The following is a 20,675-nucleotide window of genomic DNA, read 5'->3' on the forward strand; positions in this document are numbered from 1 at the left end:
CGGGTCGCAGGAGCTCTCCTGCGACCCGGCCCTCCGGTGTGCGCGGCTCAGTGGCGGATCACGGTGCAGGTGACGGTGGACCCGTCGGCCGCCTTGACGACGTACTTGCTCCCGGTCAGACCGCCGACGTCGAACCGTCCCCCGTTGGTCGGGACGGTGCCCGAGACGGATCCGGTGTAGGTCACCGTGCCGCTGGGGAATCCCACACCCCACAGGTGGTACTTGCCTGCCGAGTCCGCTTCGACCTTGCACGTGGCGGCGGACGGGACCGCGGGCGCGGCCGCGGCCGAGGCGTGCGCGGCGACCGCGGGGCCCAGCGCGAGCGCGGGGACTGCCAGGAGCGTGAGTGCTGCAAGACGACGGGTCCGGTTCATCGTTCAACCTGCCTTGGACGCTGGCGGTGCGGCCGTGGGGAGGGTGACGGCTCCGGTACCCGCGGCAGCGGCCGCACAGGAATCCGAGGGGAGGAGGATTTCGCACCGTCACGCCGTGCGCATGTCGCCCCGCCCGGACCACGCGATGCGTAGGGCTGACCGGCGCGTTCCGTGGGGCCTGATGCCGTCTTTCATCCTAGCGTCCGGCCTGTCGCGCGGCATCTCACGGCGGGCCGGCCTGGCCGAGGGTGGCGGCGTAGCCGGTCTCGGAGCCGAACGTCCAGATGGGGGCCCGGTCCCAGGGGTTGGGCATCGTCGCGCCGGTCGCGTAGGCGTATCCGGCGCCGCGTGCGAAGGCGGTCGCGAGGGTGGTGCGCATGGCGGCGGCGTCCGGGACGTCGTGGACGAGGTGCCAGAAGGCCGTGCCGCTCGGGTCGAGTTCGGCGCCCGGACGGTAGCCGCCGACCGGGTCGAAGACGTTCCCGCCGGTCCAGCCGCCGGAGGTGTACGCCGCGTACGTGCCCTCGTACGTGACGAAGACGTCGGCGGTGCGGTGCCCGGGTTCGAGGTAGCAGTCGGCCGTCGCCGTGCCGGGGTTGTCGACGACGAGGTCGGGGACGTCCGGGTCCACGGCGTGCATGGTCTCCTGGACGTAGCGGCGCAGGGCGGCGTAGTGGTCACGGGTGGCGTCGCCGGGGCCGCAGTCGCGGCTGACGACGTCGAAGAAGATGCCGTCGACGTGGAGCCGGCGGTCGGGGGTCCTGAGGTAGTTGTCCACGGAGGCCCGGACGGCGGCGGTGTCGCGGTCGCCGCCGCCGGTGTGGACGTAGCCGAGGACCTTGGTCCGCTCGCCCGTGGCGGTGGTGCCGGAACGCAGGGCGTCCGCGCGGGCGCGCCAGGAGGGGTCGAACGGGGCCTCGCCGTTGCCGGGGTTGAGGACGACGACCGAGGCGGCGGGACCGGTGGCGGTCAGCCGGTCCAGCACCGGGTCGTCGGCCCGGACGTAGGCGGGGACGGCGATCTCCAGGCCGCGCACGCCGGGGGCGCGGGGCGTGCCCGACCCGCGCGCGGCCGGGCCGGATCCGGGGCCGGACCCCGGGGCCTGAGCCCCGGCGGACGCCGTCCCGGCCGGCGCCGGTGCGGCGAGCAGCCCGGTCAGCAGGACGGCGCCGAGGGCCTTCAGGGCGCGGGCGGGCACCAGGGCCATGGCGGTTCCTCCGGCGACGGCAGGGGGCGACCCGAGGAACAGTAGGGGCGCCTTCCGGCCGTGAGGGCCGAACCGCCGACATCGGTACGAGGAACAGGCGGACGATGCGTCACCTCATCCGCTGAATCCGCGCCGGGCCGCAGGCGGTGGATCCGCGTCCGGACGACCGCCGTCAGACCGCCTTTCCGAGCGCCGTCGCAACGCCGTCGGACCGCCTTTCCGCGCGCCGTCGCAACGCCGTCAGACCGCCGGCAGGCCCACGGCCTGGGCCAGCTGGCCCGCGGCGTGCGCGAAGAGGGCGTCGCGTTCGACGACGACGTTCTCGAACTGGCCGAACAGCTCGAAGGAGACGAGGCCGCCGAGCTGCGCCCAGGCGACGACGAGGGCGGCCGAGACCTCGGGCGGCAGGCCCTCGGCGAATGCGGCCGTCATCCGGTCGGCCTCGGCGCGCAGGGCCGCGGGCAGGGGCGGAAGGGCCAGGCCGTGGCCCTCGTGGGCGGAGCGGAGGATGCCGATGAGGACGTTGGCGACCCGGGAGGCGGGGACGATGGTGTCCTGGGGCGCGCTGTAGCCCGGGACGGGCGAGCCGTAGACGAGGGCGTACTCGTGCGGGTGGGCCAGCGCCCAGGCGCGGAACGCCTCGCAGACGGCGGTCCAGCGGGCGCGGGGCGGGGCGCCGGCGGCGAGGGCCGCGGCCCCGGCCGCCTCTGCGGCCGCGCCCACGCTGTCGTAGGCGTCGATGATCAGCGCGGTCAGCAGGTCGTCGCGGCTCGGGAAGTAGCGGTAGAGGGCCGAGGAGACCATGCCGAGCTCGCGGGCGACCGCGCGCAGCGAGAGCTTGGCGGCCCCCTCCTCCGCGAGCCTGCGGCGCGCCTCGTCCTTGATGGCGGCGGTGACCTCGATACGGGCCCGTTCCCTGGCCCCTCGCACGGTGCTCATGGGGATCAGTGTGGCATACACGAGGAGCAGTGCACAAAAACCAGAGCAGCATTCTCTTACGAGAGCACTGCTCTTGCTTTGGTGCATCGATCCGTGCACACTGTTCTCAAGCGAGAGCACTGCTCTCGGAAATGCAGTCCGCATCGCCCCGGAGGCCACCGTGAACGCGTCCACCCCGCACTACATCCAGGCCGGCCCGCTCGAAACCCGCTTCAACTCCCTCTTCGGCAAGCTCGCCCGCATCGGCATCAGCCTGGCCGGCACCGCCGAGCTGTCGGTGCGCGGCCGCGTCTCCGGCACGATGCAGCGCATCCCGGTCAACCCGCACACCTTCGGGGGCGCCCAGTACCTGGTCTCGGCCCGCGGCCACTCCCAGTGGGTCCGCAACATGCGCGCGGCGGGTGGCGGTGAGCTGCGCGTGGGCCGCAAGGTCCGCGCCTTCACCGCCACGGAGCTCACCGACCCGGCGGAGAAGGCGGCCGTGCTCCGCGCCTACCTGGAGAAGTGGGGCTGGGAGGTCAACCGCTTCTTCCAGGGCGTCACGGCGAAGTCCACGGACGCCGAGCTCCGGGCCGCCGCCGGGGACCACCCGGTCTTCCGCATCGCGGTGACCGGCTGACCCCCGCCGGACGGCCGTGCCCCCGTACCGCCCCCGCCGCGCGGCCGCCCCCGCCGCGCGTCAGCTCCGGCCGCTGCGCGCCAGACGGGCGTCCATCAGGTGCAGCGCCCTGCGCGCCAGGGGATGCGTACGGACCAGTTCGGCCAGCGTGGTCGACCCCCGCGTGATCCGGGCGAAGGAGTTCCAGGCGGGCCGCAGACCCGCCAGCGCCCCGTGCATCAGCCCCGGACGGGACTCGAACAGGGTCAGCATCCGCTTGCCCACGCTCATCTCGACGCCCAGCCCGGCCTTGACCGCGAAGGCGTAGTTCAGCGCCTGGCGCCGCGCGTCCACCGCGTCCTGCGCCTCGGCGATCTTCGCGGCCCACTCCCCCGCGAGCCGTCCCGAACGCAGCGCGAAGGAGATCCCCTCGCGGGTCCACGGCTCCAGGAGCCCGGCCGCGTCGCCCGCGACCAGCACCCGGCCGCGCGACAGCGGCGACCCGGGCGTGCGGCAGCGGGTCAGGTGCCCGGAGGAGACGGCCGGTTCGAAGCCGGCCAGGCCCAGCCGGGCGATGAAGTCGTCCAGGTAGCGCTTGGTCGCGGCGCCCTCGCCCTTCGCCGAGATGACCCCGACCGTGAGCGTGTCGCCCTTGGGGAAGACCCAGCCGTAACTGCCGGGCATCGGGCCCCAGTCGATGAGGACGCGGCCCTTCCAGTCCTCGGCGACCGTCTCCGGGACCGGGATCTCAGCCTCCAGACCGAGGTCCACCTGCTCCATCTCCACCCCGACGTGGGCGCCGATGCGGCTCGCGCTGCCGTCCGCGCCGACCACGGCCCGGGCCAGCACGGTCTCCCCGTCCGCCAGCACCACGGCGACCGTGCGCCGGTCGGGCACGGACGCGCCGTGCTGCTCGACCCGGCTCACGGCCGTCCGCGTACGCAGCGTCGCGCCGGCCTTCTCGGCCTCCGCGACCAGCGCCGCGTCGAACTCGGGCCGGTTGATGAGCCCGAACAGCATGCGCTTCGAGCGCCGGGTGCGCGCCAGCTTCCCGTCGAGGGAGAAGGTGACCGCGTGGACCCGGTCCTTGAAGGGCAGCACGAAGCCCGGCGGGAGGGCGTCGCGCGAGGGCCCGATGATGCCGCCGCCGCAGGTCTTGTACCGGGGCAGTTCGGCCTTCTCCAGCAGCAGGACGCGCCGCCCCGCGGTCGCCGCCGCGTACGCGGCCATCGCCCCGGCCGGGCCGGCGCCGACCACGACGACGTCCCACACCTCTCCGGCGCCGCCGTCCGCCGCGTCCCCCGCCTCCCCGGCCCGGGCCTCGGCCCCGGTGCCGGCCGCGGCCTCGGCCGCCTGCTCCGCTTCCCTGCCGGATCCGCCGTCAATGCTGTCGTCGCTGGTCACGATGTGCTGCTGCTCCTGATCACACGTTGCTCGGATGCCGTGAAGATCCTACGGCGCGCGGCCCCCTCGCCACGCTGTGCGAGGATCGAACGGACCCCGCCGTACCCCGGCGTACACCGTGTACAACGTCGCACCCAAGAGGAGCGTGCCCATGTCGCAGCATCCGATCGCCGAGACCGTCGCCTCGCTGATGCCCCGCGCCAAGACGGAGCTGGCCGAATTGGTGGCGTTCCAGTCGGTCGCGGACTGGGCGCAGTTCCCCCGCAGCGAGAGCGAGGGCGCGGCCAACTGGGTGGCCGACGCCCTGCGCGCCGAGGGCTTCCAGGACGTGGCCCTGCTCGACACCCCCGACGGCACGCAGTCGGTGTACGGGTTCCTGCCCGGCCCCGAGGGCGCCCCGACCGTCCTGCTGTACGCGCACTACGACGTGCAGCCGCCGCTGGACGACGCCGCCTGGATCTCCCCGGCCTTCAAGCTGACCGAGCGCGACGGCCGCTGGTACGGGCGCGGCGCGGCGGACTGCAAGGGCGGCTTCATCATGCACCTGCTGGCGCTGCGCGCGCTGAAGGCCAACGGCGGCGTGCCGGTCTCCGTGAAGGTGATCGTGGAGGGCTCGGAGGAGCAGGGCACCGGCGGCCTCCAGCAGTACGCCGAGGCGCACCCCGAGCTGCTGACCGCCGACACCATCGTGATCGGCGACGCGGGCAACTTCCGTCCGGGCCTGCCGACGGTGACGGCGACCCTGCGCGGCATGACCCTGATCAAGGTCCGGATCGAGACCCTGGGCGGGAACCTCCACTCCGGGATGTTCGGCGGCGCCGCCCCCGACGCGCTGGCGGCGCTGATCCGCCTGCTGGACTCGCTGCGCTCGGCGGACGGCTCGACGACGGTCGACGGCCTGGCCTCCGACGCGGTGTGGGACGGCCTGCAGTACCCCGAGGCGGACTTCCGCGCCGACGCCAAGGTGCTGGACGGGGTCGAGCTGATCGGTGAGGGGACCATCGCGGACCGGCTGTGGGCCCGTCCGGCCGTCACCGTGCTCGGCATCGACTGCCCGCCGGTGGTCGGCGCCACGCCCTCGGTGCACGCCGGGGCCGGCGCGCTGATCAGCCTGCGCGTGCCGCCGGGCGTGGACACCGCCGAGGCCATCAAGCTGCTGGAGGCGCACCTGGTGGCGCACACCCCGTGGAAGGCGAAGCTGGAGCTCGAGGTCGTGGGCCAGGGCCAGCCGTTCCAGGCGGACACCACCAGCCCGGCGTACGCGTCGATGGCCGCCGCCCTGCGCGAGGCGTACGACGGCCAGGAGATGCAGATCAGCGGCATGGGCGGGTCGATCCCGCTGTGCAACACCCTCACCTCCCTCTACCCGCAGGCCGAGATGCTGCTGATCGGCCTGAGCGAGCCGGAGGCCCAGATCCACGCGGTGAACGAGAGCGTGTCCCCGGAGGAGCTGGAGCGGCTCTCGGTGGCCGAGGCCCTCTTCCTGGTGAACTACGCCGAGTCCAGGCGCGCCTGACACCCGCCCGGCCGTCCGGTGTACGCCCGGGGCGCAGTGCGCCCCGGGCGTACTGCGCTCCCGGCGAACCCGCGGGCGCCGGCCGGGTCCGGGTGCCTACGTTCTCCGTATGGATCTCGTCGAAGTACTCCCGAACCGGCTCCACATGCTGCGCTTCCCCATCGGTCAGGCCTACCTCTGGCAGGATCGCGGCGGGCGGTCCCTGACCCTGGTCGACTCCGGACCGGCCGGCGCCGCCGACGCGATCGAGGCGGCGATACGCTCCCTCGGGCTCGCGCCGGGGGCGCTGGAGCGGATCGTCCTGACCCACTGCCACCGCGACCACGTCGGCTCCGCCGGTGAACTCGCCGCCCGCCGGGGCGCCGAGGTGCTGGCCCACCGGCTGGACGCGCCGGTGGTGCGCGGCGAGCAGCCGGTGCCCGAACCGGTCCTGCTGGACTGGGAGGTCCCGCTGTACGCGCACGGCCTGACGGTGCCCGAGGCCCCGCCGACGCCGGTCGACCGGGAGCTGGAGGACGGCGAGGTGCTGCCCTTCGGCGGCGGGGCGGTGGTGGTCCACTCCCCCGGGCACACCCCGGGCAGCATCGGCGTCCACCTCCCGGAGCACGGGGTGCTGTTCACCGGGGACTGCGTGGCGGGGGTGGGCCAGGTGATGGTGGGCGTGTTCAACACCGACCGCCGCCGGGCCGTCGCCTCCTTCCGCCGCCTGGCCGCGCTGGCCCCCGCGGTGGCCTGCTTCGGACACGGCGACCCGGTCACGCAGGATGCCGCGCGGGCCCTCCACGAGGCGGCGGCCGCCGCCTGACCGCCCGGCAGGGCTACGGCGTCGGGCGGCCCGCCTCGAGGTACAGGGGCCGCCCCCGCTCCCGCGCCCGCAGCGCCCACCGCAACCGCTCGTACCGCTGCGGCGGCAGCATCTCAGCGGCCTCCTCCTCCGTGACGAACCGCCAGGCCCTCAGCTCCGGCCCGGGCAACCGCAGCCGCGCGGCCTCCGGCTCCGTCAGCCGGCCGCCGTCGAACAGCAGCCGCAGCCCTCCGTAGGCCGGGGACCGCGGCGGCTCCCAGTCGACCACCAGCAGCTCCGGCACCCGCTCCAGCGTCAGGTCCAGCTCCTCCTCGACCTCGCGCACGCCCGCCCGGCCCGGCGCCTCGCCCGCCTCGACGACCCCGCCGGGGAACTCCCAGCCCGGCTTGTACGTCGGATCCACCAGGAGCACCCGGTCCCGGTCGTCGAAGAGCAGGACCCCCGCCGCCACCGTCTCCCGCGTCGGCTCCGGGGTCTGCACGATGTCGCAGACCGCCGCCGTGTCCGTCCGCACGGCGTCGGCGATCCGCTGCGCCGCCTCCCGTACCGTCAGGTGCCCGTTGTCGACGACGTGCGCGTCGGCGGTCAGCCAGCCCAGCGCCTGCCGGTACGCGGGGATGTGGCCGAGGGACCACTGCCGGACCCGTTCGTCCGACGCGTCCGGGTCGCCCGGCCCGCCGCGGTGGGCGATGCGCTCGCGCAGGATCGTTTCCGCCGGGGCCAGCAGCACGTGCCGCACGGGGATCCGGCGGGCCGCGAGCGCCCCGAAGATCTCGTCCCGGTACTCCTGCCGCAGCAGCGTCATCGGTACCACCAGCACCCCGCCCACCTCCGCCAGCACCGCCGCCGCCGCGTCGACGACGAGCCGCCGCCAACTCGGCAGGTCCTGGTAGTCGTCGACCTCGGCGAGGCGTTTGCCCGGCAGGAGGCCGCGCAGCGCGTCCCCGATGAGCTCCGGGTCGTACAGGGTGCTGTCCGGCAGCAGTGCGGCCAGTTCGCGGGCCGTACTGGTCTTCCCGGCACCGAAAGCGCCGTTGATCCAGACAATCACGTCTACCCCTCTCCCATTGGCTCGCCTCCGAAGCCCCCAGTGGCTTGCCCGCCCCACCCTGCCACGGAAACCCGCTCTCCGGCCGAGTGCATATCCTCGGGGTCAGAGCGCCCCGCCCCGACCTCCGGAGGATTGCCCGCCGTGCCGCAGAACCGCCGCCCCTCCGAACCCCGTTACGGCAACCGGCCGACCATGAAGGACGTGGCGGCCCGGGCGGGCGTCGGCCTGAAGACGGTCTCCCGGGTCGTCAACGGCGAGCCGGGGGTGACCCGGGACACCGAACAGCGGGTCCAGGAGGCCATCGAGGCGCTCGGCTTCCGGCGCAACGACAGCGCCCGCGTCCTGCGCAAGGGCCGCACCGCGACCGTCGGTCTGGTGCTGGAGGACCTCGCCGACCCCTTCTACGGTCCGCTCAGCCGGGCGGTCGAGGAGGTGGCCCGCACCCACGGCGCGCTGCTGGTCAACGGCTCCAGCGCCGAGGACCCGGACCGGGAGCGGGAGTTGGCGCTCGCGCTGTGCGCCCGCCGGGTGGACGGGCTGGTCGTGATCCCGGCCGGCGACGACCACCGCTACCTGGAGCCGGAGATCCGGGCCGGGGTCGCGACCGTGTTCGTGGACCGTCCGGCGGGTGGGATCGAGGCGGACGTCGTCCTCTCGGACAGCTTCGGCGGGGCCCGCGAGGGTGTGGCGCACCTGGTCGCGGCCGGGCACCGGCGGATCGGGTTCATCGGCGACCACGCCCGCATCCACACCGCCGCCGAGCGCCTGCGCGGCTACCGCGAGGCGATGGCGCGGGCGGGCCTGCCGGTGTCCGGCGCCTGGGTCTCCCTCGGCTCGACGGCCCCGGAGCGGGTGACGGCGGCGGCCCGGGCGATGCTGGCGGGCCCGGAGCCGGTCACCGCCGTCTTCGCGGGCAACAACCGGGTCACCGTCACCATCGTGCGGGTCCTCGCGGCGCTGCCCCGGCCCGTGGCCCTGGTCGGCTTCGACGACTTCGAACTCGCCGACCTGCTGCGCCCGGGCGTCACGGTCGTCGCCCAGGACCCGGCGGCCCTGGGCCGCACGGCCACGGACCGCCTCTTCCAGCGCCTGTCGGGCGCCGGCCTCCCCCCGTCCCGCATCGTCCTGCCGACCCGCCTGATCCCGCGCGGCTCGGGCGAACTCCCGCCGGCCGACGGCTGAGTCCCCGCGCACGCCGGCGCCCCGGCCCCGGTGGTCCGGGGCCGGGCCGTACGGGTCCGCGGGGTCGGGCCGTCGCGGGCGGCCCGGGGTCAGGCCGTCGCGGTCAGGGTCGCCGAGCGGCGGGGAATGGCGAAGGCGTCCAGTTCGGCGCGGGTCAGGCCCGTCAGGGCGGTGACCTCGTCGGCCCCGACGGCGCCGCAGTCGAGGCCGCGGACCAGGTAGCCGGCCAGGGCCTTGGCGGTGGCGGGCTCGTCCATCACGTCGCCCTCGATCTTCGCCACGTACGCCTTCAGGCGGGCCGCGGCGGCCTCCAGGCCCTCGCGGTAGAAGGTGAAGACGGCCGCGTAGCGGGTCGGCAGGTGTCCCGGGTGCATGTCCCAGCCCTGGTAGTAGGCGCGGGCCAGGGCGCGGCGGGTCAGGCCGTAGTGCAGCCGCCAGGCCTCGTGGACCTGCTGGGTGGTGCCGACGGGCTTGACGTTGGTCGAGCCGTCCGAGACGCGCACGCCGGTGCCGGCGGCCGCCACCTGCATGATCGCCTTCGCGTGGTCGGCGGCGGGGTGGTCGCTGGCCTGGTAGGCGGCGGAGACGCCGACGCAGGCGCTGTAGTCGAAGGTGCCGTAGTGCAGGCCGGTGGCGCGGCCCTTGGAGGCCTCGATCATCCGGGCCACGGTGGCGGTGCCGTCGGAGGCCAGGATGGACTGGCTGGTCTCGATCTGGATCTCGAAGCCGATCCGGCCCGGGCGCAGGCCCCGGGTGGCCTCGAAGGCCTCCAGGAGCTCGACGAAGGCGCTGACCTGCTCGGCGTAGGTGACCTTGGGCAGGGTCAGGACGAGGCCCTCGGGCAGGCCGCCGTGCTCCAGCAGGCCGGAGAGGAAGACGTCCGTGGTGCGGATGCCGCGGTCGCGGACGTTGGACTCCATGCACTTCATGCGGATGCCCATGTACGGGGCGTTCGTGCCGTTGGAGAAGGCCTCCGAGACGAGGCGGGCGGCGCGGGACGCGGCCTGGTCCTCCTCCTCGTCGGAACGGACGCCGAAGCCGTCCTCGAAGTCGACGCGGAGGTCCTCGATCGGCTCGGTGGCGAGCTTGGCGCGGACGCGGTCGTAGACCGGGACGGCCAGCTCGTCGGAGATGCCGAGCACCTTCGCGAAGGTGGCGGCGTCGGGGGCGTGCTCGTCCAGGGCCGCGAGGGCCTGGTCGCCCCACGAGCGGATGGTGTCGGCGGCGAAGACGTCACCGGGTACGTAGACGGTGTGGATGGGCTGACGGGTGCCGGGGTCGCCCGGGTAGTGGCGCGCGAGTTCCGCGTCCACCGGCGCCAGGGAGGCGCTGATGCCTTCGCTGACCGCGCCTGCGAGGCTCGTCGCCACCTTCTCCTGCTGACCCATCGTGCACTCTCCTCTTTTCCACTTCACGGAAGCCTAGATCCGCATAGCAGAATTTAGTCACGGGGCTTCCGCTCCGTCAATGGTCCCTCCAGCGGGTGGGACAAACGACTCGGGGCCGTGCGGTGAGACTCACCACACGGCCCCGGAGGCCAAGAGATGCGCAGGTCAGGGACCGGCGGCGGGAACTAGCCCTTGCGCGCCTTGATCTCGCCCGTCAGCTGCGGGACGACCTCGAAGAGGTCGCCGACCACGCCGTAGTCGACCAGGTCGAAGATCGGGGCCTCGGCGTCCTTGTTGATGGCCACGATGGTCTTCGACGTCTGCATGCCGGCCCGGTGCTGGATCGCGCCGGAGATGCCGGTCGCGATGTACAGCTGCGGGGAGACCGACTTGCCGGTCTGGCCGACCTGGTTGGTGTGCGGGTACCAGCCGGCGTCGACCGCGGCGCGGGAGGCTCCGACCGCCGCACCGAGGGAGTCCGCGAGCTCCTCGATGAGGTGGAAGTTCTCCGCGCCGTTGACGCCGCGGCCGCCGGAGACGACGATCGCGGCCTCGGTCAGCTCGGGGCGGCCCGTCGACTCGCGCGGGGTGCGGGAGACGACCTTGGTGCCGGTCGCCAGGGCGCCGAAGGTGACGGCGAGCGCCTCGACGGCGCCGGCGGCCGGGGCGGCCTCGACCGCGGCCGAGTTCGGCTTCACGGTGATGACCGGGGTGCCCTTGGACACGCGGGACTTGGTGGTGAAGGACGCGGCGAAGGCGGACTGCGTCGCGACCGGACCCTCGTCACCGGCCTCCAGGTCGATGGCGTCGGTGATGATGCCGGAGCCGATGCGCACGGCGAGGCGCGCGGCGATCTCCTTGCCCTCGGCGGAGGACGGGACGAGCACGGCGACCGGGGAGACGGCGTCGTACGCGGCCTGGAGGGCGTCGACCTTCGGGACGACGAGGTAGTCGGCGAACTCGGGGGCGTCGGCGGTGAGGACCTTGACGGCACCGTGCTCGGCGAGCACGGCGGCGGTGGCCTCGGCACCGGCGCCCAGGGCGACGGCGACGGGCTCGCCGACGCGGCGGGCCAGCGTCAGCAGCTCGAGGGTGGGCTTGCGGACGGCACCGTCCACGTGGTCGACGTAGACGAGAACTTCAGCCATGGGACTGCTCTCCTGCTTTGCGAGGTGTCTGGGGGCTACTGGGGAGGCCGAAGCCCTTAGATGAACTTCTGGCCGGCCAGGAACTCGGCCAGCTGCTTGCCGCCCTCGCCCTCGTCCTTGACGACGGTACCGGCGGTGCGGGCCGGGCGCTGCGCCGCGGACTCGACCACGGTGTAGGCACCCTCGAGGCCCACCTCTTCGGCGTCCAGGTCCAGGTCGGACAGGTCCCAGGACTCCACCGGCTTCTTCTTCGCCGCCATGATGCCCTTGAAGGACGGGTAGCGGGCCTCGCCCGACTGGTCCGTCACCGAGACGAGCGCCGGGAGGGAGGCCTCCAGCTGCTCGCTCGCGGAGTCGCCGTCGCGGCGGCCCGTGACGGTGCCGTCCTCGACCTTGACCTCGGAGAGCAGGGTGACCTGCGGGACGCCCAGGCGCTCGGCCAGGATCGCCGGGAGGACGCCCATGGTGCCGTCGGTCGAGGCCATACCCGTGATGACCAGGTCGTAGCCGGCCTTCTCGACCGCCTTCGCCAGCACCAGGGAGGTGCCGATGACGTCGGTGCCGTGCAGGTCGTCGTCCTCGACGTGGATGGCCTTGTCGGCACCCATCGACAGCGCCTTGCGCAGCGCGTCCTTGGCGTCCTCGGGGCCGACCGTCAGGACGGTGATCTCGGCGTCGTCGGCCTCGTCGGCGATCTGGAGCGCCTGCTCGACGGCGTACTCGTCGAGCTCCGACAGCAGACCGTCGACGTCGTCGCGGTCGACCGTCAGGTCATCGGCGAAGTGCCGGTCGCCGGTGGCGTCGGGCACGTACTTCACACAGACAACGATCCTCAGGCTCACGCCGGCTCTCCTACCGCATCGTCTTTTACTGATACCGCTACTGATACCGCCTTGTGCAGGCAGCATAGGCGCCTTCCGGCGCGGATCCCGGTCGGGGCGGGCCCCGCTCCGAAGGGAATGTTACTCGTCAGTACACAGTGGGTCTCCCCCGGTGGCAAGGCCACTGAACTGTGATCTGGCCAACGCCACCCGAACCCGTCCCAGCAGGGACGATTCAGTCGCGCAACGCGTTGAAGCGACCCTGGTGGTACAGCAGGGGCCGGCCCTCCCCGGCGGGGTCCCCCGCCACGGCCTCCGCGATGATCACACGGTGCGCCCCCGCGGGCACCCGCGCCACGACGCGGCACACCAGCCACGCCAGCACCCCGTCGAGCAGCGGCACCCCGTGCGGGCCCGGCGCCCAGGCGGTGTCCGGACCGAAGCGGTCGGCCCCGCTGCGCGCGAAGAGCCCGGCCAGCTCCCGCTGGTGCTCCCCGAGTATGTGGACGCCGAGGTACTCGCCGTCCCGCACGGCCGGCCAGCTGGAGGCCCCCGTGCCGATGGTGAACGAGAGCATCGGCGGATCGGCGGAGACCGAGTTGAGCGAGGTCGCGGTGAAGCCCGCCGGGCGCCCGCCGCTCTCCGCGGTGATCACCGCGACCCCGGCGGCGTGCCGGCGGAAGACGGAGCGCAGCAGCTCGGGCGAGCCGGGCAGCGGGGCGCGTCCGGGGTCGTCGAGGGGGGCGGGGGCGAGGGATGCGGGCGAGGCCGTGGGGGCCGTCGTGGCCGTCATGGGGGGCCTTCCTTCTGCCGCGGTGGTCGCGGGAGGGGCGGTCGGGGATCGGGGGTCGGGGGCGTTCAGCGATCCCAACAGCGCGCGCTCGCGCACCGGACGAGGTCCACGTGGACCCGCCGGTGGAGAAGGAGTTCATACCGCATGCCGCCAGCCTGGCGATCTCCCGTGTACACAGTCAAGCCGCAGCGGGCAGATGTCAGGCGCGTCACGCTGTGTGCGGGGGCGCGCACCGGCGCACCGGCGCCACCGCCGCACCCAGCGCGGCGATCACATCGGCCTTGCGCGGCATCCCCGCGGCCCGCCGCACGATCCGGCCCGCGCCGTCCAGGACGAACACGGTCGGGGTCTTCTCCACGCCCAGGGCGCGCACCAGCCCGAGGTTGCGCTCGGCGTCGATCTCGATGTGCGCGACCCCGTCCACCATTTCGGCGACCTCGGCCAGGATCCTGCGGGTGGCCCGGCAGGGCTGGCAGAAGGCGCTGGAGAACTGCACCACGCTGGCCCGCTCCCCCGGCTCCCGGCCCAGTTCCGCGGCGCCCAGGCGCCCCTGTACGGCCGCCGCCGGGGCGGCCTCCTCGTGTCCGGGCACGCCCGCTCCTGTCTACCCTGTCCCCATGTACGCACCACCCCGGCCGGGGCCGGGAGGCTCTCCCCGTCCGAGCGCCGGCCGCGCGCGCCGCATTCCCCGCGTGACGAGGATCTCCTCGGCCGCGGGCGTCTGGGCTGGCCAGCGCGCCGCGTTTCGGGCACGATCCCCATGGTCGCGTACCTACGCTTCCGTAACTTCCGGCCGGGAGCACCTCCCCAGGCAGAAAGCGGGGTCTCCCCATGGCTGAGCTCGTCTACCCCCCGGTGATCGGCGCCGCGCACACGCTGTTCCGCGCGCTCGACATCCGCATCGACATGAAGGGCACCGAGAACATCCCGCGCAAGGGCGGGGCGGTCCTCGTGTCGAACCACATCGGCTACCTCGACTTCATCTTCGCCGGTCTGACGGCGCGGCCGCAGAAGCGCCTGGTGCGCTTCATGGCCAAGGAGTCGGTGTTCCGGCACAAGGTGTCCGGTCCGCTGATGCGGGCGATGAAGCACATCCCCGTGGACCGGCAGCAGGGCGAGTCCGCCTACCAGCACGCCCTTGACTCGCTGCGGTCCGGCGAGATCATCGGGGTGTTCCCGGAGGCGACGATCTCCCAGTCGTTCACCCTCAAGAGCTTCAAGTCGGGCGCCGCGCGCATGGCGCAGGAGGCCGGGGTGCCGCTGATCCCGGTGGCGCTGTGGGGCACCCAGCGGCTGTGGACCAAGGGCCGCCCGAAGAACCTCAAGCGCAGCCACATCCCGGTGACCCTGCGCGTCGGCGAGCCGATCGAGGCGCCGAAGGACCAGTACGCGGGGGCCATCACCCGCCGCCTGCGCGAGCGCGTGCAGGAGCTGCTGGAGGCGGCGCAGGCCGCCTACCCGAGCAAGCCCCAGGGCGCCGAGGACTCCTGGTGGCTGCCGGCGCACCTCGGCGGGACCGCGCCGACGGCCGCGCAGGTCAAGGAAGCCGGCTGATCCCGGGGCCGCCCCCGGCGGCCTCCGGCCCCGCCGCCCCCTCGCGCCTGCGCCTGCGGTGGGCGGCGACCCGGGCGCGCGTGGCGCAGGCGGGCGTGCAGTAGCGGCGCGCGCTGCCGGGTCCGGTGCCCAGGAAGAGCCGGCCGCAGCCGGCGGCGGGGCAGGCGCCCCAGGCGATGCGGCCGTACTCGGTGAACAGCTGGGCGAGGGCGAGGGCGCCGGAGGCGAGGAACCGGTCCCCCCAGTCCGCTCCTCCGGCCCGGTCCGCGTGCAGGTGCCAGGGGTGGCCGTCGTGCCGGGTCAGCCGGGGCCGGCCTCCGCACTCCTCCAGCAGCCCGTTGAGGGCCCGGGCCGCGCGGTCCTCGTCGGTCTCGGCGAGGACGAGCGCCATCCGCCGCGCCGCGGCGCGCAGGACGGCCGCCTCCGGCTCCCCGAAGGCCTCCGGGACGAGGTCCGCGGGGTGCTCCCCGTGCCGGGCGAGCAGCGCGGCGAGCGCGTCGCGCGAGAGGTCGGGCTCCGCGCGGACCGCCTCGGCCAGTTCGACCAGGCGCCCCGCCGCCGAGAAGCCCGCGGCTCCCGTGCCCGCCGTGGCGCCGGCCCTGCGCGGGTCCCCCATCACGCGATCCTTTCGCCGTACACCCGTCTGACGTAACGTCTTTTCGGCACATCACGTTACCGAACGTGGAGGGGGTTCGCCGGTGGGCGGGTTCGGACGGTATCTGGCGGCCGCCCTGGCGGCGCGCTTCGCCTCCGAGGGCATGGGCATGGCGGTGGTCCTGCTGGCCCTGGAGCGGACGGGCAGCGCCGCGCACGGGGCGTTCGTGCTGACGGCCTGGATGGCCCCGCACGTACTGGCCGCTCCGGCCGCGGGCGCCGCGGCCGCCCGGTCACGCCGGCCCCGGCTGTTCTACGCGGGTGCGCTGGCGGGTTTCACGGCCGCGGTGGCGGGGCTGGCCGCGCTGCTGGGCCGGGCCCCGGTGCCGGTGGTGCTGGCGGTGGCGGTGCTGGGCGGGTCCTGCGGTCCGGTGGTGACGGGCGGTCTGTCGAGCCTGGTGGTGGGGTTGGTGTCGGAGGGGCCCCGGCGGGACCGGGCGTACGGCTGGGACGCCTCGACCTACAACGCGGCCGCGGTCACGGCCCCGGCGGTGGTCGGCCTGGCCGGGGCGGCGGTCTCGGCGGGGCCCGCGATGGGGGTGCTGGCCCTGTCGGCGGCCCTCTCCGCGGTCCTGGCCGCGACCCTGCCCCACGGGAGCCCGTACGCGGACGCGGGTGCGGGTGGGTACGGGGGCCGCGGCGCGGCTCCCCGGCCCGGGGCGGGCGCGGGTCTGGCCGCGCTGTGGCGGGTGCGGGAGCTGCGGGCGATCACCTCGGCGACGACCCTGGCGTTCGTCGGCGTCGGCGCGCTCACCACCACCTCCGTGCTGCTGGCGAGCGGCCTCGGCAGCCCGGGCGCGGGCGGGGTGCTGATGACGGCCTTCGCGCTCGGCGCGCTGGCGGGGTCGCTGACGCTGGGCCGGATGACGTCGGTGGAGCCGGGCCGGCTGGCGCGCTGGGCGATGGCGGGGACGGGGGCCGCGCTCGCGGTGGCGGCGTCCGCCCCGTCGGTCGTGCCGGCGGCGGCCGCCTTCGCGGCGGCGGGGGTGTGCGACGGCCCGCTGCTGACGGCCACGCTGCGGATCCGCTCGGAGCACGCTCCGGGCGCGGTGCGGGCCCAGGTGTTCACCCTGGGGGCGGGTCTGAAGGTGACGGCCGCTTCGACGGGGGCCGCCCTGGTCGGGCTGACGGCCGCCGCGCCGCCGTGGACGCTGCTGCTCGGGATCGCCGTGCTGCAGCTCGCGGCCGCCGCGCTGCACCTGCTGGTGGTGGCGCGCGGGCGGGTGACCCGGGACCCTGCTACAGGGAGGTCGGCAGGTTCCGCCACAGCTCCGGCCGGTCGGCGGACTCCCGGAGGGCCTTGAGCGTGGCGGGGTGCGGGGCGGCGTACAGCTCGGGGTAGTCGGCCTCGCCGAGTTCCGGCCGCACGGGGAAGGCCAGCCGCTCCCGGTCGAGGTCGAAGCGCGCGTCGACGCCGGGCCTGTTGCCGCGCGGGTCGACCCGGGCCCAGCCGTCGCCGCCGGGCAGCCGCAGGGCCACCAGGCCGTGGACGGCGGCGTTCGACCCGCCGTCGTCGGCGAGCAGCTGGTAGCACAGGCCCGCGGGGATGCCCTGGGCGCGCAGCAGGGCGACGAGGGCGTGGGACTTGGCGTAGCAGATGCCGTTGCGGGTGGCGAGGACGTCGGAGGCGCGCCAGGAGACCCGGGGGTCGCCGGAGTCGGCGGAGTGCGGGATGGTGTCGCGGACGAACTCGAAGGCAGCCTTGGCGTATGAATATGCATCGCCGGTGGCGGACCAGAGGGCGTCGGCCGTGTCCTGGACCAGGGGATGCCAGTGGTCGATGGCCTCACTTGAGGCCAAATAGGCATGAATGTCTGGGTTCTGCTGGATGAGCTGCATGATCCGCAGCATAGGCATGCCTCCGACCGCAGATCAATGAATTTGCGGTCGGAGGCATATCTATTCAGATTTCCGCGGAGTGCCGGCTAGCGGGCCAGCTCCTCCTTGAGTGCCTGGAGGAAGCCGTCGACGTCCTCCTCCTGGGTGTCGAAGCTGCACATCCAGCGGACGTCGCCGGCGGCCTCGTCCCAGAAGTAGAAGCGGTACCGCTCCTGGAGCCGCCGCGTGACGTCGTGCGGCAGCCGGGCGAAGACCGCGTTCGCCTGCACCGGGTAGAGGATCTCCACCCCGTCGGTCTCGCGCACCCCGGCGGCGAGCCGCCGGGCCATCGCGTTGCCGTGGCGGGCGTTGCGCAGCCACAGGTCCTTCGCGAGCAGCGCTTCGAGCTGCACCGACACGAACCGCATCTTGGACGCGAGCTGCATCGACATCTTGCGGACGTGCTTCATCTGCCGGACGGCGTCCGGGTTGAGCACCACCACGGCCTCGCCGAACATCATGCCGTTCTTGGTGCCGCCGTACGACAGCACGTCCACCCCGACCGCGTTGGTGAAGGTGCGCATCGGCACGTCGAGCGAGGCCGCGGCGTTGGCTATCCGGGCCCCGTCGAGGTGCACCTTCATGCCCAGGGAGTGGGCGTGCTCGCAGATCGCCCGGATCTCGTCCGGCGTGTAGACCGTGCCGAGCTCGGTGTTCTGGGTGATCGAGACGACCTGGGGCATCGCCCGGTGCTCGTCCTCGAAGCCCCAGGCCTCCTGGTCGATCAGCTCGGGGGTGAGCTTCCCGTCCGGGGTGGGAACGGCCAGCAGCTTGATGCCGGCCATCCGCTCGGGCGCGCCGCCCTCGTCCACGTTGATGTGGGCGCTCTTGGCGCAGATCACCGCACCCCACCGGTCGGTCATGGCCTGGAGGGCGACGACGTTGGCGCCCGTGCCGTTGAAGACCGGGAAGGCTTCGGCGTACGGACCGAAGTGGCTGCGGAACACCCTCTGGAGGTGCTCGGTGTAGTCGTCCTCGCCGTAGGAGACCTGGTGGCCTTCGTTGGCGAGGGCGATGGCCGCGAGCACCTCCGGGTGGACCCCGGCGTAGTTGTCGCTGGCGAAACCGCGCACGGCCGGGTCGTGGTGGCGGCGGGCGTCGGTCTTGCCGTTTTCGGTTCTCACGGTTGCGGAGTGAGCCACAGACGCTGTCCGTTCACATCGGAGGCGGGCCGCTCCCACACGCCGGCGATGGCCTCGGCCAGCTCCTTGACGTCGGTGAAGCCCGCGAACTTCGCATTGGGGCGCTCGGCGCGCATCGCGTCGTGCACCAGTGCCTTGATCACCAGGATCGCAGCTCCGGCGACCGGGCCCTCCTCGCCCCCGGCCTTGCGGAACGAGTCCGCCATGGCCAGGGTCCAGGCCTCGGCGGCCGCCTTGCCCGCGTTGTACGCGGCGTTGTTGGCGACCGGCTTGTGGGCACCGGACTGGCTGATCAGCACGTAGCGGCCGCGGCCGCTGCGCGCCAGGGCGTCGTGGAAGGCGAGCGAAGTGTGCTGGACCGTACGGACCAGGAGCTTCTCCAGGAGGTCCCAGTCCGCCAGGTCCACGTCCGTGAAGGTCTTGCTGCCGCGCCAGCCGCCGACGAGGTGGACCAGGCCGTCGATCCGGCCGAACTCCTTCTCGGTGCGCTCGGCCCAGGCCTTGGTGGCCTCCAGGTCGAGCAGGTCGACGGTGTCACCGGTGACGGTGGCTCCCCCGTGGGCGTAGCGGGCGGCGTCCACGGACTCCGCGAGGCGCGCGGCGTCGGCGTCGGCCGCCACCACGGTGGCACCCGCCTCGGCCAGGCGGAGCAGGGCGGCGCGGCCGGCGGGCCCGCCGGCCCCGGCCACCGCCACCACCGCACCGTGGAGCGGGCCGTTCCCGGAGCCGTTCATCTGTGCAGCCTCCTGAGGGCGAGTGCTCACGCGGCGGTCCGCGAGGCGTCGTCGGCGTTCTGCGGGGTGATGCCCTTGGTCGAGGCGATCACGCCCTTGAGCTTCTTGGCGAGGGCCTCGTAGAACATGCTGAGCGGAAACTCGTCCGGAAGCACGTCGTCCACCAGCTTGCGCGGCGGCTGCGTCAGGTCGAGGGCGTCGGGGCCCTTGGCCCACTTGGAGCCCGGGTGCGGGGCGAGGTAGGTGGAGACCAGCTCGTAGGCCTTGAACCAGTGGACCAGCTTCGGGCGGTCGATGCCCGCGCGGTACAGGTCCTCGATCTCGGCGCACAGCTGGTTCGTGACCTGCGGGGCACGCATCCAGTCGATCTTCAGCTTGTTGTCCGTCCAGCGCACGACGTCGTGCTTGTGGAGGTACGCGAAGAGCAGCTGGCCGCCGAGGCCGTCGTAGTTGCGGTTGCGGTCGCCGGAGACCGGGAAGCGGAACATCCGGTCGAAGAGGACGGCGTACTGCACGTCGCGGCCGTGCTCGTTGCCCTCGGACTCGAGCTTCACGGCCTCCTTGAAGGCGGTGAGGTCGCAGCGCAGCTCCTCCAGGCCGTACATCCAGAACGGCTGGCGCTGCTTGATCATGAACGGGTCGAACGGCAGGTCGCCGTGGCTGTGGGTGCGGTCGTGGACCATGTCCCACAGGACGAAGGCCTTCTCGCAGCGCTCCTGGTCCTCGACCATGCGGGCGATGTCCTCGGGCAGCTCGATGCCCAGGATGTCCACGGCGGCGCCGGTGACCTTGCGGTAGCGCGCGGCCTCGCGGTCGCAGAAGATGCCACCCCAGGTGAAGCGCTCGGGGGCCTCGCGCACGGCGATGGTCTCCGGGAAGAGCACGGCGGAGTGGGTGTCGTAGCCCGGGGTGAAGTCCTCGAGGGTGATGCCGAGGAACAGCGGGTTGTCGTACCGGGTGCGCTCCAGCTCGGAGAGCCACTCGGGCCACACCATCTTCAGCACGACGGCCTCGAAGTTGCGGTCCGGGTTGCCGTTCTGCGTGTACATCGGGAAGACCACGAGGTGCTGGAGGCCGTCGGCGCGGTGGGCGGCCGGCTGGAAGGCCAGCAGGGAGTCCAGGAAGTCCGGCACGCGGAAGCCGTCCGCGACCCACTTGCGCAGGTCGGCGACGAGCGCCTTGTGGTAGTCGGCGGCGTGCGGCAGCAGCGGGGACAGGGTCTCGACCGCCTGGACGGCGCGCTCGACGGCGGCCTCCACGTCGAGCGGGGCGGGGGCGCCCTCGGCCTCGAAGTCGATCGAACCGTCCTTGGCCTGCCAGGGGCGGATCTCCTCCACGGCGGCCTTGAGCTCGGGCCATGCCGGGTGGTCCACCACCCGCGCCCCGGCGGTTATCACGGTCCCGCCGATGCCCGGCACAAGAGTTTCCGTCATGTCACTTCCTCCACAGGAGAACCTCGCGTTAAGACAGCGTATGCATGCGAGGCT

General features: G+C 73.7%; 21 protein-coding genes. 6 read left to right on the plus strand and 15 right to left on the minus strand.

Annotated elements, in window-relative coordinates:
• Window positions 1-47: 47 nt before the first annotated feature.
• From AB0469_RS31485 to AB0469_RS31495, 3 genes are all read right to left on the minus strand, one after another.
• The gene (locus AB0469_RS31485; RefSeq protein WP_366454872.1) at window positions 48-374 is read right to left on the minus strand and encodes a hypothetical protein; all 327 of its coding nucleotides are present in this window, start codon (window positions 372-374) and stop codon (window positions 48-50) included.
• 223 nt (window positions 375-597) lie between these two features.
• Window positions 598-1,581, minus strand: a complete 984-nt coding sequence (locus tag AB0469_RS31490; protein WP_366454873.1) for a spherulation-specific family 4 protein — start codon at window positions 1,579-1,581, stop codon at window positions 598-600.
• Between the two features lie 240 nt (window positions 1,582-1,821).
• Complete coding sequence (locus tag AB0469_RS31495; protein WP_366454874.1) at window positions 1,822-2,520, minus strand: TetR/AcrR family transcriptional regulator; 699 nt, start codon at window positions 2,518-2,520, stop codon at window positions 1,822-1,824.
• Between the two features lie 160 nt (window positions 2,521-2,680).
• Between AB0469_RS31495 and AB0469_RS31500 the strand changes: the two genes are divergently transcribed.
• The gene (locus tag AB0469_RS31500) at window positions 2,681-3,139 is read left to right on the plus strand and encodes a nitroreductase/quinone reductase family protein (protein ID WP_366454875.1); all 459 of its coding nucleotides are present in this window, start codon (window positions 2,681-2,683) and stop codon (window positions 3,137-3,139) included.
• A 60-nt stretch (window positions 3,140-3,199) separates the two neighbouring features.
• Here the strand turns inward: AB0469_RS31500 and AB0469_RS31505 are convergent, their stop codons facing one another.
• Window positions 3,200-4,390 (minus strand): geranylgeranyl reductase family protein, encoded by a 1,191-nt coding sequence (locus AB0469_RS31505; RefSeq protein ID WP_366455001.1) that lies wholly within the window; start codon window positions 4,388-4,390, stop codon window positions 3,200-3,202.
• Between the two features lie 283 nt (window positions 4,391-4,673).
• Here AB0469_RS31505 and AB0469_RS31510 point away from each other — a divergent pair, with 283 nt between their 5' ends.
• Complete coding sequence (locus AB0469_RS31510; RefSeq protein WP_366454876.1) at window positions 4,674-6,038, plus strand: dipeptidase; 1,365 nt, start codon at window positions 4,674-4,676, stop codon at window positions 6,036-6,038.
• A gap of 109 nt (window positions 6,039-6,147) precedes the next feature.
• Window positions 6,148-6,843: an MBL fold metallo-hydrolase gene (locus AB0469_RS31515; RefSeq protein WP_366454877.1), complete on the plus strand. Its 696-nt coding sequence runs from the start codon at window positions 6,148-6,150 to the stop codon at window positions 6,841-6,843.
• A gap of 13 nt (window positions 6,844-6,856) precedes the next feature.
• Here AB0469_RS31515 and AB0469_RS31520 read toward each other — a convergent pair whose 3' ends face one another.
• The gene (locus tag AB0469_RS31520; RefSeq protein ID WP_366454878.1) at window positions 6,857-7,894 is read right to left on the minus strand and encodes an NUDIX domain-containing protein; all 1,038 of its coding nucleotides are present in this window, start codon (window positions 7,892-7,894) and stop codon (window positions 6,857-6,859) included.
• Window positions 7,895-8,086: 192 nt separating this feature from the next.
• Here AB0469_RS31520 and AB0469_RS31525 point away from each other — a divergent pair, with 192 nt between their 5' ends.
• Window positions 8,087-9,076, plus strand: a complete 990-nt coding sequence (locus AB0469_RS31525; protein WP_366455003.1) for a LacI family DNA-binding transcriptional regulator — start codon at window positions 8,087-8,089, stop codon at window positions 9,074-9,076.
• Window positions 9,077-9,165: 89 nt separating this feature from the next.
• Here the strand turns inward: AB0469_RS31525 and AB0469_RS31530 are convergent, their stop codons facing one another.
• From AB0469_RS31530 to AB0469_RS31550, 5 genes are all read right to left on the minus strand, one after another.
• Complete coding sequence (locus AB0469_RS31530) at window positions 9,166-10,464, minus strand: aldolase (protein WP_366454879.1); 1,299 nt, start codon at window positions 10,462-10,464, stop codon at window positions 9,166-9,168.
• Between the two features lie 185 nt (window positions 10,465-10,649).
• Window positions 10,650-11,612, minus strand: a complete 963-nt coding sequence (locus AB0469_RS31535; protein ID WP_366454880.1) for an electron transfer flavoprotein subunit alpha/FixB family protein — start codon at window positions 11,610-11,612, stop codon at window positions 10,650-10,652.
• A gap of 56 nt (window positions 11,613-11,668) precedes the next feature.
• Entirely contained in the window at window positions 11,669-12,454 is a 786-nt protein-coding gene (locus AB0469_RS31540) for an electron transfer flavoprotein subunit beta/FixA family protein (RefSeq protein WP_042809767.1), read from the minus strand.
• Between the two features lie 214 nt (window positions 12,455-12,668).
• Window positions 12,669-13,226 (minus strand): flavin reductase family protein, encoded by a 558-nt coding sequence (locus AB0469_RS31545; RefSeq protein ID WP_366454881.1) that lies wholly within the window; start codon window positions 13,224-13,226, stop codon window positions 12,669-12,671.
• Window positions 13,227-13,434: 208 nt separating this feature from the next.
• Complete coding sequence (locus tag AB0469_RS31550) at window positions 13,435-13,818, minus strand: thioredoxin family protein (RefSeq protein WP_366454882.1); 384 nt, start codon at window positions 13,816-13,818, stop codon at window positions 13,435-13,437.
• Between the two features lie 239 nt (window positions 13,819-14,057).
• Here AB0469_RS31550 and AB0469_RS31555 point away from each other — a divergent pair, with 239 nt between their 5' ends.
• A complete protein-coding gene (locus AB0469_RS31555) occupies window positions 14,058-14,780 on the plus strand; it encodes a lysophospholipid acyltransferase family protein (RefSeq protein WP_366454883.1) in 723 nt (240 codons plus the stop codon).
• Here AB0469_RS31555 and AB0469_RS31560 read toward each other — a convergent pair.
• The gene (locus AB0469_RS31560; protein WP_366454884.1) at window positions 14,764-15,396 is read right to left on the minus strand and encodes a CGNR zinc finger domain-containing protein; all 633 of its coding nucleotides are present in this window, start codon (window positions 15,394-15,396) and stop codon (window positions 14,764-14,766) included. The two genes, AB0469_RS31555 and AB0469_RS31560, sit on opposite strands and share 17 nt — an antisense overlap.
• Before the next feature lie 82 nt (window positions 15,397-15,478).
• Here AB0469_RS31560 and AB0469_RS31565 point away from each other — a divergent pair, with 82 nt between their 5' ends.
• Window positions 15,479-16,738: an MFS transporter gene (locus AB0469_RS31565; RefSeq protein ID WP_366454885.1), complete on the plus strand. Its 1,260-nt coding sequence runs from the start codon at window positions 15,479-15,481 to the stop codon at window positions 16,736-16,738.
• Here the strand turns inward: AB0469_RS31565 and AB0469_RS31570 are convergent.
• From AB0469_RS31570 to AB0469_RS31585, 4 genes are all read right to left on the minus strand, one after another.
• Window positions 16,674-17,273 (minus strand): transglutaminase-like domain-containing protein, encoded by a 600-nt coding sequence (locus tag AB0469_RS31570; protein ID WP_366454886.1) that lies wholly within the window; start codon window positions 17,271-17,273, stop codon window positions 16,674-16,676. The genes AB0469_RS31565 and AB0469_RS31570 overlap by 65 nt on opposite strands.
• Window positions 17,274-17,359: 86 nt before the next feature.
• On the minus strand, window positions 17,360-18,436 hold the full coding sequence (locus AB0469_RS31575) for a low specificity L-threonine aldolase (RefSeq protein ID WP_366454887.1): 1,077 nt from the start codon (window positions 18,434-18,436) through the stop codon (window positions 17,360-17,362).
• On the minus strand, window positions 18,433-19,188 hold the full coding sequence (locus AB0469_RS31580) for an SDR family NAD(P)-dependent oxidoreductase (protein WP_366454888.1): 756 nt from the start codon (window positions 19,186-19,188) through the stop codon (window positions 18,433-18,435). The genes AB0469_RS31575 and AB0469_RS31580 overlap by 4 nt, the downstream gene beginning before the upstream one ends.
• A gap of 26 nt (window positions 19,189-19,214) precedes the next feature.
• Entirely contained in the window at window positions 19,215-20,621 is a 1,407-nt protein-coding gene (locus tag AB0469_RS31585) for a DUF6421 family protein (RefSeq protein WP_366454889.1), read from the minus strand.
• Window positions 20,622-20,675: the final 54 nt, after the last annotated feature.

This window comes from Streptomyces sp. NPDC093801, assembly GCF_040701585.1.
Lineage (GTDB): Bacteria > Actinomycetota > Actinomycetes > Streptomycetales > Streptomycetaceae > Streptomyces.